Genomic DNA, 12,091 nt, shown 5'->3' on the forward strand with positions numbered 1-12,091 from the left:
CCCATGTCCGATCTTCTCACCATCACGCTTCCCGACGGCTCGGTGCGCGAAGTGAAGACGGGCACTACCCCGGCGGAGATCGCCGCCGCGATCGGTCCGGGCCTCGCCAAGGCGGCGCTCGCGGCGAAGGTGGACGGGGAACTGCGCGACCTCGATCGGCCGCTTGTAGCGGATGCTACGCTGGCGCTGGTGACGGGCCGCGACGAGGCCGAGGCACTCGATCTCGCCCGCCACGACTATGCCCATGTGCTGGCGGAGGCGGTGCAGAGCCTGTTCCCCGGCACCCAGATCACCTTCGGCCCCTCGACCGACGACGGCTTCTATTACGACTTCGCGCCCGCGCCCGATCGCGGCCCCTTCACCGATGAGGAGCTGCCGGCGATCGAGGCCGAGATGCGCCGCATCATCGCCGCCGACAAGCCGCTGCGCCGCGAGGAATGGAGCCGCGAGCAGCTGATCTCGCGCTGGAAGCAGCAGGGCGAGAGCTTCAAGGCCGAATGGGCCGCCGAACTGCCCGGCGACGAGCCGCTGACGGTCTACTGGTCGGGCGACGACTGGCTCGACATGTGCCGGGGCCCGCACCTTCCCTCCACCGGCAAGCTCGATCCCGCCGCCTTCAAGCTGACCCGCGTTTCGGGCGCCTATTGGCGCGGCGATCAGAGCAATGCGATGCTCAGCCGCATCTACGGCACCGGCTGGCTCAACAAGAAGCAGCTCGACGCGCACCTGACCCGGCTGGAGGAGGCCGCCAAGCGCGACCATCGCAAGCTGGGGCAGGAGATGGGCCTGTTCCACCTCCAGTCCGAGGCGCAGGGCTCGGTGTTCTGGCATCCCAAGGGCTTCCGCCTGTGGCGGGTGCTGGAGGCCTATATGCGCCGCAAGCTCGACGCCGCCGACTATGTCGAGGTTAAGACGCCGCAGCTGATGGACGCGCGCCAGTGGGAGCAGTCCGGCCACTGGGGCAAATATCGCGAGAACATGTTCGTCGTTCCCGACGAGATACCGAGCACCGAGGATGAGGGGCCGGTGCTGTCGGGCGAGGGCGATCTGATGGCGCTCAAGCCGATGAACTGCCCCGGGCACATCCTGATCTTCAAGCAGGGGATCAAGAGCTATCGCGACCTGCCGATCCGCATGGCCGAGTTCGGCTGCTGCCACCGCAACGAACCGCATGGCGCGCTGCACGGCATCATGCGCGTGCGCCAGTTCACCCAGGACGACGCGCATGTCTTCTGCCGGGCCGACCAGCTGGTCGACGAGGTGCGGATCTTCTGCGACCTGCTCGACTCGATCTACAGGGATCTCGGTTTCGAGAAATATGCGATCAAACTGGCGCTGCGGCCTGAGAAGCGCTTCGGCAGCGATGAGATGTGGGACTGGTCCGAACAGTCGCTGCGCGATGCGGTCGCCGCGACCGGCCGCGCGACGGAAGAATATGGCTGGGACGAACTGCCGGGCGAGGGCGCCTTCTATGCGCCGAAGCTCGAATTCCACCTGACCGACGCGATCGGCCGGACCTGGCAGTGCGGCACCTTGCAGACCGACACGGTGCTGTCCGAACGGCTCGACGCCTCCTATGTCGGCGAGGATGGCGAGCGGCATCGCCCGATCATGCTCCACCGCGCGATCCTCGGCACCTTCGAGCGCTTCATCGGCATCCTCATCGAGCATCATGCCGGCCGCTTCCCGCTGTGGCTGGCGCCGGTGCAGGCGGTGGTCGCCACCATCGTCTCCGAGGCCGACGATTATGCGCGCGAAGTCGAGGCGAAGCTGGCGGCGGCGGGGCTGCGCGTCGAGAGCGACCTGCGCAACGAGAAGATCAACTACAAGGTGCGCGAGCATTCGGTGGCCAAGGTCCCCGCGCTGCTGGTGGTCGGCAAGCGCGAGGCCGAGGAGGGCACCGTCGCGATCCGCCGCCTTGGCGAACAGGCGCAGACCGTGCTGCCGATCGACGAGGCGATAGCCGCGCTGCTGGCCGAGGCGACCCCGCCCGACCTTCGCCGATGACCGTAACGCGGCGCGAGGCGATGGCCGGCGGCGTCGCCATCGCCATGCTCGCCGCCGGGCCCGGCTTCACCGCACCGCAGGAGAATGCGACCATGTATGGCCTGATCGGCAAGATGACCGCCAAGGAGGGCCAGCGCGACGCGCTGATCGCGATCCTGACCGAGGGATCGGGCAGCATGCCCGGCTGCCGCTCCTATATCGTCGCGAAGGACGCGAAGGACCCGAACGGCATCTGGGTGACGGAGGTGTGGGACCGCAAGGAGGATCACGCCGCCTCGCTCAAGCTGCCGTCGGTCCAGGCGGCGATCGGGCGGGGCAGGCCGCTGATCGCCGGCTTCGACAGCTATTTCGAGACCGAGCCGGTCGGCGGCACCGGCCTGGGCGGCTAAGTGATTTCCAGGCGGATTGAAAATCCGCCGGCTCGGAGATCATGGCGAGAAAAGGAATTTCAGACCTGATCCGATTCGATCTGAAACGGATCGGGTCCGATCGCCCCGTCCGGGCGATGGGAAATATTGCGCGCGTCCCCCCCACAGGCTACTCGCCCGCCCATGCTGCCCGCCCTCGGCCATATCGACGCCTGGATCTTCGATCTGGACAACACGCTCTATCCGGCGTCGGCGGACCTGTTCGGGCTGATCGACGCCAAGATGGGCCTTTATGTCGAGCGGCTACTCGGCGTCGATCCGGTCGAGGCGAAGCGCATCCAGAAGCAGATGTTCCGCGAACATGGCACCACCCTGTCGGGCCTGATGCGGAGCCACGCGATCGACCCGCACGAATTCCTCGCCTTCGTCCATGATATCGAGATGGACGTGCTGGCGGAGGACCGGCTGCTCGTCGAGGCGGTGGCGAGGCTTCCGGGCCGCAAGCTGATCTTCACCAATGGCGACGCCGATTATGCCGGGCGGGTGCTGGCGCGGCTGGGCCTGTCGGAAAGCTTCGAGGCGATCCACGACATCCACGCCTGCGCCTATCAGCCCAAGCCGCATGTCGCCTCCTATGAATCGATGGTCGCCGCCTTCGGCATCGATCCCACCACCTCGCTGTTCGTCGAGGACATGGCGCGCAACCTGAAGCCCGCCAAGGCGATCGGCATGACCACCGTCTGGGTGAACAACGGTTCCGAGCTCGGCAATCACCAGGCCGATGCGAGCTTCATCGACTATGAGATCCACGATGTCGGCCAATGGCTGCACGAAATCACGGGGGAATGACATGAGCACCGATCTTCAGACCATCATCGAAAAGGCCTGGGAGGAGCGCGACGGCATCACCTTCTCGACGAAGGGCGAGGTCCGCGACGCGGTCGAGGCGGCGCTGCTCGCGCTCGATTCGGGCGAGCGCCGCGTGGCCGAGAAGGGGCCGGCCCAAGACGGCAAAAGCACCTGGACCGTCAACCAGTGGCTTAAGAAGGCGGTGCTGCTCAGCTTCCGCCTCAACGACATGGAGCTGATCCCCGGCGGCCCCGGCGGCGCGAGCTGGTGGGACAAGGTGCCGTCGAAGTTCGCCGGCTGGGGCGAGGCGCAGTTCCGCGCCGCCGGCTTCCGCGCGGTGCCCGGATCGATCGTCCGGCGCGGCGCCCACATCGCCAAGGGCGCGGTGCTGATGCCCAGCTTCGTCAACCTCGGCGCCTTCGTTGACGAGGGCACGATGGTCGACACCTGGACGACGGTCGGCAGCTGCGCGCAGATCGGCAAGAATGTCCACCTGTCGGGCGGCGTCGGCATCGGCGGCGTGCTCGAGCCGCTCCAGGCCGGGCCGGTGGTGATCGAGGACGACTGCTTCATCGGCGCCCGCTCGGAAGTGGCCGAGGGCGTGCTGATCGAGCAGGGCGCGGTGCTGTCGATGGGCGTCTATCTCGGCGCCTCGACCAAGATCGTCGACCGTGCGACCGGTGAGGTGTTCGTCGGCAGGGTGCCGAGCTATTCGGTGGTGGTGCCGGGCACCCTGCCGGGCAAGGACGGCGGGCCGGGCCTCTACTGCGCGGTGATCGTCAAGCGCGTCGACGCGCAGACCCGGTCGAAGACGGGGATCAACGAACTGCTGCGCGATTGAGGCGATTCGGCGGATGGCTGCTGCCGTCCGCCGGCCCCATCAGGCGGCGAAGCGGGAGGCGAGGCCCAGGATCGAACGGGCCGAACGCAGCAGATAGCGGCGCGGGCTTTTCGCGGGCCGGCCGACCGACGCATGGTTGATCCGCGATGCATAGCGGTCGGCCTGGTCGATGAAGGCCCGTCGCGTCTCGTCGGATGATGCCGACCCCGCGCTCATCAGGCTCAGCTGGTGGCGATAATAGAGCTGGTTCAGATCCATGGCGGGCTCTCCTTCCTGCCAGCGGGAACACAATAACCTTACGTCATCGCGGGCTCTCTGCCTCATCGACGACGACTCCTGCTTAGCAGAAGCGGGCGGCGGAGTCGCAATCAATCGACTCCGGACCGGGCACGCGACACCGCAAAGGACCGGGCCGTCGCCGGGGGCCGGGCGCCGCCCGTTGCTCCGCACGGAAGAGGCCCCGGCGCGACGTCAATGGACTTTTCCCGGTACCGCGCTATAATCGGCGGCGCTAAAGTCGCCTGCTGCGGACTCGACGCCCGGCACGGGCATCCCTTCCTCTTCACGCCTCCTGGCCTCGAACGGCACGTGCCGCTCGAGAACCCTGTTTCGTGAAAGGAACATCCCATGCCGATCGGCACCGTCAAATTCTTCAACACCGACAAGGGCTATGGCTTCATCGCCAACGAGGACGGCTCGGGCGACAGCTTCGTCCATATCTCCGCGGTCGAGCGCGCCGGCATGGCGACGCTGAACAAGGACCAGCGGGTCAGCTACGAGCTGGAGACCGACCGTCGCGGCAAGCAGTCTGCGGTGAACCTGCAGTCCGCCTGACATGGCCAAGGAGGACTTGATGGTCCTCGACGGGCAGATCGAGGAAATCCTGCCGGACGGCAGGTTTCGCGTTCTCCTGGAGAATGGCCACCGCCTGATCGCCTATACCGCCGGCAAGATGCGGCGTTTCCGTATCCGCTCGGTCGCCGGGGATCGCGTTCAGGTGGAGATGACGCCCTATGATCTCGACAAGGGGCGGATCATCTATCGCGAGCGGACGCCGGGCACCGGAATGGGCCAGCGCCGCCGATGAGCCCGGTGCGACGGCCGCACCGGATCATCACCGATCAATAGCCACAAAACCGGCGGGCATGCCGGACATGCCCGCCCCTTCGGGAGGACCGCCGATGTCCGCGACCAGCAACCATTATATAACCCAGGCCGACGCCTGCGCGCGCGAGGCCGCGGCCGCGACGCTCGACAATGTCCGCGAGCGCTGCCTGCGTTCGGAGAAATCGTGGCGGGACATGGCCGATCGGCAGTTGCGCGCCGAGGCGATGCGCGTCCGCCTGGCCGAGGAAAAAGCGGAGCGCGACCAGCTGGTCTGATCGCCGCCGGCGCCCTGGACCTCGATCAGTCCATCCCGATCAACGTGCCGGCGCCGCGCTTCGTGAAGGCCTCGATCAGCATCGCGTGGGGCACCCGCCCGTCGAGGATCACCGCCGCGTCGACGCCGCCCTCGACCGCATGGACGCAGGTTTCCAGTTTCGGGATCATCCCGCCCAGGATGGTGCCGTCCTCACGCAGCGCGGCGATCTGGCCTGGCGTCAGGTCGCGGATCAGCTTCTTCTGCTTGTCGAGCACGCCGGCCACGTCGGTCAGCAGGAACAGCCGCGCCGCGCCCAGCGCGATCGCGATCGCCCCCGCCATGGTGTCGGCGTTGACATTGTAGGTGTGGCCGTCCTCGCCGATCGCGATCGGCGCGACCACCGGGATCATCCCGGCCTTGGAGATGGTGTCGATCACGCGCCGGTCGATGTCGGCCGGTTCGCCGACGAAGCCGAGGTCGACCGCCTTTTCGATATTGCTCTCCGGATCGCGCTGGGTGCGGCGGACCTTCTCGGCGACGACCATGCGGCCGTCCTTGCCCGATATGCCGACCGCGCGGCCGCCCGCCTGGGCGATCCACGAGACGATCTCCTTGTTGATCGATCCGCACAGCACCATCTCGGCCACCCGCGCCGTCTCCGCATCGGTGACCCTCAGGCCGTCGACGAAGCTGCTCTCGACGCCCAGCGTCTTCAGCATCTTGCCGATCTGCGGGCCGCCGCCATGGACGACGACCGGGTTGATCCCCACCGCCTTCAGCAGGACGATATCCTCGGCGAAGTCGCGCGCCGCCTCCGGGTCGCCCATCGCATGGCCGCCATATTTGACCACGAAGGTCTCGCCCGCATAGCGCTGCATATAGGGCAGCGCCTCGACGAGGGTCTCGGCCTTGGCGAGGAGGGCGGGATCGGGATGGTGATCGGTCGACATGGGCGGGCCATTAGCCCAGGCGCGCGTGGAGTCAAATCATCCTGTCACGGGATCGTCGCCCCGGCGGAGGCCGGGGCCGTCAGCATCTCCTGCGCACCGCGATTCTCTTGCGGCCCCGGCTCCGCCCGGGCGACGATTATCGCTTCGCGTCCAGCTTCCGCCCCAGCGCCACGAAAGCGGTGATCAGCGGCGGCACCAGCACCACCGACAGCACCACCTTCGTCACCATCTGCCCGCCCATCAGGCCCAGTATCTCGCGCTCGCCATAGAAGCTGATCGTGATGAACAGCACCGTGTCGAATATCTGGCTCACCACGCTGGCGATCATCCCGCGCAGCCACAGCATCCGCCCCGCCCCGCTGCCGCGCAGCTTGTCAAACACCAGGACGTTCAGCGTCTGCGACAGGCCATAGCTGATCAGCCCGGCGATCATCATCCGCGCACTCTGCCCGACGACGATCGGGAAGGCCTCGATCGCGGGCGGATACATGCCCGGATCGGTCGGCAGGATCAGCACCAGCCGGATCAGCAGAGCGGAGACGATCAGCGGCAGGAAGCCCCAGCGCACCAGCGCGTCGGCGGTGGCGCGGCCGTGCAGCTCGGCGATCGCGCTCGACATGATGACGAGCAGCAGGAAGGCGAAGATGCCCGCCTCCACCGCCAGCGGGCCGATCGCGACCTGCTTCACCCCCAGCACCCCGGCGATGCAGACCATCCCGCCATAGAAGAGCGAGAAGATGAAGAGCGAGCGGCTGGCGATGGGAGAGGCTGTCATGGGTCGATTGCTATCGGCATTGCGGCGCGAGCGAAAGAGCGCTTGACCGGATAGGCGCGCGCGCCATGCTGCGGCTTTCCGACGGGGCTGGGAATCACACCGAATGACGAAATGGCTGACCGGCCTGGCCGGTATCGCGCTGATCCTGCTGGTGGCGGTGGCGCTGTCGTCGGATCGGAAGGCGATCCGCCTGCGCGTGGTCGGCGCCGCCTTCGCGCTGCAGGCCGGGATCGCGGTGATGGTGCTCTACCTCCCCTGGGGCAAGGCGGCCCTGGCGGGGCTTTCGGCCGGCGTGTCGAGCCTGCTGGGCTATGCCCAGGTCGGCACCAACTTCCTGCTCGGCCCGCTGGTCAAGCCCGAGATCGGCGGCACCAGCTTCGCGATCGCGGCGCTGCCGGTGATCATTTTCTTCGCCTCGCTGGTCTCGATCCTCTATTATCTCGGCATCATGCAGCTGGTGATCCGCTGGGTCGGCGGCGGCATCGAGAAGGTGATCGGCGTCTCCAAGGTCGAATCGCTGTGCGCGGCGGCAAACATCTTCGTCGGGCAGAGCGAATCGCCGCTGGTCATCCGCCCCTATCTCGCCGGGCTCGCGCCGCACCAGCTGTTCGCGGTGATGACCTCGGGCATGGCCGGGGTCGCGGGGACGATCCTCGCCGCCTATGCGTCGATGGGTATCAGCATCGATCTGCTGCTCGCGGCCAGCTTCATGGCGGCGCCGGGCGCGCTGCTGATGGCCAAGATCATCATGCCCGATCCGATCGCCACCGACGAGCAGGGCGAGAAGCCCGAGGACGAGGTGATCGCGCTGGCCGAGGCGCATGAGGCCGAGGAGCGGCCCGCCAACCTCATCATGGCCGCCTCGGTCGGCGCGCAGACCGGCGTCGCGATCGCGGTCGCGGTGGGGGCGATGGTGCTCGCCTTCGTCGGTCTCGTCGCGATGGCGAACGGGCTGCTCGGCATCGCCGGCGGCTGGTTCGGCTGGCCCGACATCAGCTTCCAGCAGATTTTCGGCTATCTGTTCGCGCCGGTCATGTACCTGCTCAACATCCCCTGGGATCAGGCGCAGCTGGCCGGAGGCCTGTTCGGCGAGAAGGTCGTGCTCAACGAGTTCGTCGCCTATATCCATCTCGGCCAGATCAAGGAGACGCTGAGCGCGCACAGCGTCGCGGTGATAACCTTCGCGCTGTGCGGCTTCGCCAATTTCTCGTCGATCGCGATCCAGATGGCGGCGACCGGCAGCCTCGCCCCCAACCAGCGCCCGATGATCGCCAAGCTCGGCATCAAGGCGCTGGTGGCGGGCAGCCTCGCCAATCTGATGTCGGCGGCGATGGCGGGATTGCTGATCCCCAGCTAGAGCATCGCGCGGAAAGATGGACACCGGTTTTCCGCAAAAAGCGATGCGATAACAGAAGCTTAGAGCAATGTGTCTGATTCAGGAATCTGGCACATTGCTCTGATCACAGCAGCCTACGCCCGAAAGGGAGAAGGCCCGGGACTCTCGCCCCGGGCCTTCCCGTTCCTCTCCGAAGAAGCCGATGTCGTCGCGGTTATGCCGCGAACTGGTTCATCGTGTTGTGGACGCCGCCGGCCTTGAGGGCCGCTTCGCCGGCGAAATATTCCTTGTGGTCGTCGCCGATGTCGGAGCCCGACATGTTCTGGTGCTTCACGCAGGCGATGCCCTGGCGGATTTCCTGGCGCTGCACGCCCGCGACATAGCCCAGCATGCCCGCCTCGCCGAAATATTCCTTGGCGAGGTTGTCGGTCGACAGCGCCGCGGTGTGGTAGGTCGGCAGGGTGATCAGGTGGTGGAAGATGCCCGCCCGCTTCGCCGCGTCGCGCTGGAAGGTGCGGATCTTCTCGTCGGCCTCGGTGGCCAGCTCCGAGCCGTCATAGTCGACGCTCATCAGCCTGGCGCGGTCATAGCCCGACACGTCCTTGCCGGCTTCGGCCCAGGCGTCGAACACCTGCTGGCGGAAGTTCAGCGTCCAGTTGAACGACGGCGAGTTGTTGTAGACCAGCTTGGCGTTCGGGATCACCTCGCGGATGCGGTCGACCATGCCGGCGATCTGCTCGATATGCGGCTTCTCGGTCTCGATCCACAGCAGGTCGGCGCCGTTCTGCAACGAGGTGATGCAGTCGAGCACGCAGCGGTCGGCACCGGTCCCCTCGCGGAACTGGAACAGGTTCGAGCGCAGCCGCTTCGGGCGCATCAGCTTGCCGTCGCGGTTGATGATGACATCGCCGTTGATGCTGCGGATGTCGGTGATCTCCTCGCAGTCGAGGAAGCTGTTATACTGGTCGCCGATGTCGCCCGGCTCGGCCGAGAAGGCGATCTGCTTGGTGAGGCCCGCGCCCAGCGAGTCGGTGCGGGCGACGATGATGCCGTCGGTGATGCCCAGTTCGAGGAAGGCATAGCGGCAGGCGCGGATCTTCGCGAGGAAGTCCTCGTGCGGCACCGTCACCTTGCCGTCCTGGTGGCCGCACTGCTTCTCGTCGGACACCTGGTTTTCGATCTGTAGCGCGCAGGCGCCGGCCTCGATCATCTTCTTGGCGAGCAGATAGGTCGCCTCGGCATTGCCGAAGCCGGCGTCGATGTCGGCGATGATCGGCACGACATGGGTCTGGTAATTGTCGATCGCCTGGATCAGCCGCTGCTCCTCGACCTGGTTGCCGGTCTCGCGGGCCTTGTCGAGCTCGCGGAACATGCCGCCCAGCTCGCGGGCGTCGGCCTGGCGCAGGAAGGTGTAGAGTTCCTCGATCAGCGCCGGAACGCTGGTCTTCTCATGCATCGACTGGTCGGGCAGCGGGCCGAAGTCGGAGCGCAGCGCCGCGACCATCCAGCCCGACAGATAGAGGTAGCGGCGCTTGGTGGTGCCGAAATGCTTCTTGATCGAGATCAGCTTCTGCTGGCCGATGAAGCCGTGCCAGCAGCCCAGCGACTGGGTGTAGTTGGCCGGGTCGGCGTCATAGGCCGCCATGTCCTCGCGCATGATCTTCGCGGTGTAGCGCGCGATGTCGAGACCGGTCTGGAAGCGGTTCTGCAGCCGCATGCGGGCGACCGCCTCGGCGCCGATCCCGGCCCAGGGCGACCCCTGCCTGCTGATCAGCTGCTCGGCCTGTGCGATTTCGTCCTGGTAGCTCATGATCGGTCCTCGACTGTACAAATAGTGCAGCCGGAGAACCCCGAATCCCGGGCAAAGTCAGCCCTGCTTTGTCAGAAAATCGGGTGAAGCCGTGGACCGACGGACGGTTTGCGTCGAAAAGTTGTAAGGTTCTTACATTGCGGCAAGGGGCCAAAGAGAAGGGGCCGGAGGCATAGCCCCCGGCCCCACACTCTTGCTCGCCGTGACGATCAGCCGAGATTGGCGGCGATCATCGAATAGAGCATCGGCAGCGACAGCAGCGTGTTGGTGCGCGAGAAGATCATCGCGGTGCGCGCGGCCTTCGCCTTGGTGTCGGCGTCGGCCTCGACCAGGCCCAGCGCCTTCTTCTGCGCCGGCCAGATCAGGAACCAGACGTTGAAGGCCATGATCAGCGCCAGCCACATGCCGATCCCGATCAGCCGGTAGGCGGGATCGAGCGTCAGCGCGGCGACCAGATAGCCGGCCGACGAACCCTCAGGGGCGTTGTGCGATGTGGCCGCGATCGCGAGGCCGGTCAGCACGGTGAAGGCGGCGCCCCAGCGGAAGAAGAACAGCGCCTTCGGAGCGATATATTTGCTCACGCCCGGCTTCAGCTCGGCGGGCACCGCCGGCATGGTCGGGATCTGCACGAAGTTGAAATAATAGAGCAGACCGATCCAGGTGATGCCGAAGAAAAGGTGCAACCAGCGCAAGATCTGCGCATGATCGGCGAAGCCACCCGAATAGCCGATCAGCGCGATCGCGGCGACCAGGCCGACGACCAGCACCAGGTGCAGATTTCCGAAAAACTTGTCCATGGCGTTCCCCTGCAGTTGCGTCCGCCCCCTTCGCCGTGCGGACCGCTTCTGCCGGCCACTGTAGGAATCTGGCGGGGATTTGTCACATATTTATGCAGCGGCGCCGCAGGCCGCGACAAGCGACGTCATGCCGCAGAAATGCGACGATTCCGGCACGGAAGGGGGAGCCCGGACGGCGGCGGTTCGTTAAAGGACGATCCCGATCATCGCCAGAATGGAGATTCCCATGGCTTTCGTCCTGCCCCCGCTGCCGTTCGACAAGGCGGCGCTTGAGCCCGTGCTGTCGGCCGAGAGCTTCGATTATCACCATGGCAAGCACCACAAGGCCTATGTCGACAAGGTCAATGGCTGGATCGAGGAGAAGGAACTGGCGGGCAAGTCGCTGGTCGAGGTGATCGACCTCGCGCGCGACCGCGCGGACAAGCCGCTGCTCAACAATGCCGGCCAGATCTGGAACCATGATTTCTTCTGGCAGTGCCTGGCGCCCGAAGGGTCGACCCGGCCGTCGGAACGGCTCACCCGGCTGATCGAGGCGAGCTTCGGCAGCCAGCAGGCGCTGGTCGAGAAGCTGGCGGCCGAGGCCGTCGGCCATTTCGGCAGCGGCTGGGCCTGGCTGGTGCTGGCCGGCGACGCGCTCAAGATCATGTCGTTCCATGACGGCGAGACGCCGCTGGGCCATGAGGGCCTCAAGCCGCTGCTGACCCTCGATGTGTGGGAACATGCCTATTATATCGACTATCGCAACGCGCGGCCCAAATTCGCGGAAGCGGTGCTCGGCAAGGTGGTGAACTGGGACTTCGTCTCGCGCAACATCGACGAGGATGCCGCCGCCAAGGGCGATCTGGTGCCCGAGGCGGCGTAATGCGACCGGCCTTTCCGTTCAGGGGAATGGCATTCATTTGATCACGTCATCCCGGGTCGGGCCCGGGATGACGAGATATCGGCATCACGCCGCCTCTATCTCCTCGAGGAAGCGCCCCAGCCGGCGCTGCAGG

At 66.3% G+C, this 12,091-nt stretch carries 14 protein-coding genes; 9 read left to right on the forward strand and 5 right to left on the reverse strand.

Annotation, left to right across the window (positions count from 1 at the left end):
- Positions 1-3 precede the first annotated feature (3 nt).
- The 4 genes from thrS (at position 4) to dapD (ending at position 4,065) form a co-directional block, all read left to right on the forward strand.
- Positions 4-2,007 (forward strand): threonine--tRNA ligase, encoded by a 2,004-nt coding sequence (thrS, locus tag CMV14_RS02210; RefSeq protein WP_066960249.1) that lies wholly within the window; start codon positions 4-6, stop codon positions 2,005-2,007.
- Positions 2,004-2,396 carry a putative quinol monooxygenase gene (locus CMV14_RS02215; RefSeq protein WP_176488970.1) on the forward strand — a complete coding sequence of 131 codons (393 nt, stop codon included), beginning with the start codon at positions 2,004-2,006 and terminating at the stop codon, positions 2,394-2,396. The genes thrS and CMV14_RS02215 overlap by 4 nt, the downstream gene beginning before the upstream one ends.
- Before the next feature lie 162 nt (positions 2,397-2,558).
- Positions 2,559-3,224, forward strand: coding sequence for a pyrimidine 5'-nucleotidase (locus CMV14_RS02220; protein WP_066960252.1), 666 nt, complete (start codon positions 2,559-2,561; stop codon positions 3,222-3,224).
- A gap of 1 nt (position 3,225) precedes the next feature.
- Positions 3,226-4,065: a 2,3,4,5-tetrahydropyridine-2,6-dicarboxylate N-succinyltransferase gene (gene dapD, locus CMV14_RS02225; RefSeq protein ID WP_066960254.1), complete on the forward strand. Its 840-nt coding sequence runs from the start codon at positions 3,226-3,228 to the stop codon at positions 4,063-4,065.
- Between the two features lie 39 nt (positions 4,066-4,104).
- Here dapD and CMV14_RS02230 read toward each other — a convergent pair whose 3' ends face one another.
- Positions 4,105-4,323 (reverse strand): hypothetical protein, encoded by a 219-nt coding sequence (locus CMV14_RS02230; RefSeq protein WP_066960257.1) that lies wholly within the window; start codon positions 4,321-4,323, stop codon positions 4,105-4,107.
- Between the two features lie 369 nt (positions 4,324-4,692).
- On the opposite strand from CMV14_RS02230, the gene CMV14_RS02235 reads away from it, so the two are divergent.
- From CMV14_RS02235 to CMV14_RS02245, 3 genes are all read left to right on the forward strand, one after another.
- Complete coding sequence (locus tag CMV14_RS02235) at positions 4,693-4,899, forward strand: cold-shock protein (protein ID WP_066960260.1); 207 nt, start codon at positions 4,693-4,695, stop codon at positions 4,897-4,899.
- 1 nt (position 4,900) lies between these two features.
- Entirely contained in the window at positions 4,901-5,152 is a 252-nt protein-coding gene (gene infA / locus CMV14_RS02240) for a translation initiation factor IF-1 (RefSeq protein ID WP_066960263.1), read from the forward strand.
- 94 nt (positions 5,153-5,246) lie between these two features.
- On the forward strand, positions 5,247-5,447 hold the full coding sequence (locus CMV14_RS02245) for a hypothetical protein (RefSeq protein WP_066960266.1): 201 nt from the start codon (positions 5,247-5,249) through the stop codon (positions 5,445-5,447).
- A 25-nt stretch (positions 5,448-5,472) separates the two neighbouring features.
- Here CMV14_RS02245 and argB read toward each other — a convergent pair whose 3' ends face one another.
- Both argB and CMV14_RS02255 read right to left on the reverse strand, forming a co-directional pair.
- Complete coding sequence (argB, locus tag CMV14_RS02250) at positions 5,473-6,378, reverse strand: acetylglutamate kinase (protein WP_066960268.1); 906 nt, start codon at positions 6,376-6,378, stop codon at positions 5,473-5,475.
- A gap of 136 nt (positions 6,379-6,514) precedes the next feature.
- Entirely contained in the window at positions 6,515-7,153 is a 639-nt protein-coding gene (locus tag CMV14_RS02255; protein WP_066960270.1) for a queuosine precursor transporter, read from the reverse strand.
- Between the two features lie 103 nt (positions 7,154-7,256).
- On the opposite strand from CMV14_RS02255, the gene CMV14_RS02260 reads away from it, so the two are divergent.
- Positions 7,257-8,510: a NupC/NupG family nucleoside CNT transporter gene (locus tag CMV14_RS02260; RefSeq protein ID WP_066960272.1), complete on the forward strand. Its 1,254-nt coding sequence runs from the start codon at positions 7,257-7,259 to the stop codon at positions 8,508-8,510.
- 193 nt (positions 8,511-8,703) lie between these two features.
- Here the strand turns inward: CMV14_RS02260 and CMV14_RS02265 are convergent, their stop codons facing one another.
- Together CMV14_RS02265 and CMV14_RS02270 are read right to left on the reverse strand one after the other, a co-directional pair.
- Positions 8,704-10,299 carry an isocitrate lyase gene (locus CMV14_RS02265; RefSeq protein ID WP_066960274.1) on the reverse strand — a complete coding sequence of 532 codons (1,596 nt, stop codon included), beginning with the start codon at positions 10,297-10,299 and terminating at the stop codon, positions 8,704-8,706.
- 209 nt (positions 10,300-10,508) lie between these two features.
- Positions 10,509-11,096: a urate hydroxylase PuuD gene (locus CMV14_RS02270; RefSeq protein ID WP_066960276.1), complete on the reverse strand. Its 588-nt coding sequence runs from the start codon at positions 11,094-11,096 to the stop codon at positions 10,509-10,511.
- A 226-nt stretch (positions 11,097-11,322) separates the two neighbouring features.
- Between CMV14_RS02270 and CMV14_RS02275 the strand changes: the two genes are divergently transcribed.
- Entirely contained in the window at positions 11,323-11,958 is a 636-nt protein-coding gene (locus tag CMV14_RS02275; RefSeq protein ID WP_066960279.1) for a superoxide dismutase, read from the forward strand.
- Positions 11,959-12,091: the final 133 nt, after the last annotated feature.

This window comes from Rhizorhabdus dicambivorans (assembly GCF_002355275.1).
GTDB classification, from domain to species: Bacteria; Pseudomonadota; Alphaproteobacteria; order Sphingomonadales; family Sphingomonadaceae; genus Rhizorhabdus; species Rhizorhabdus dicambivorans.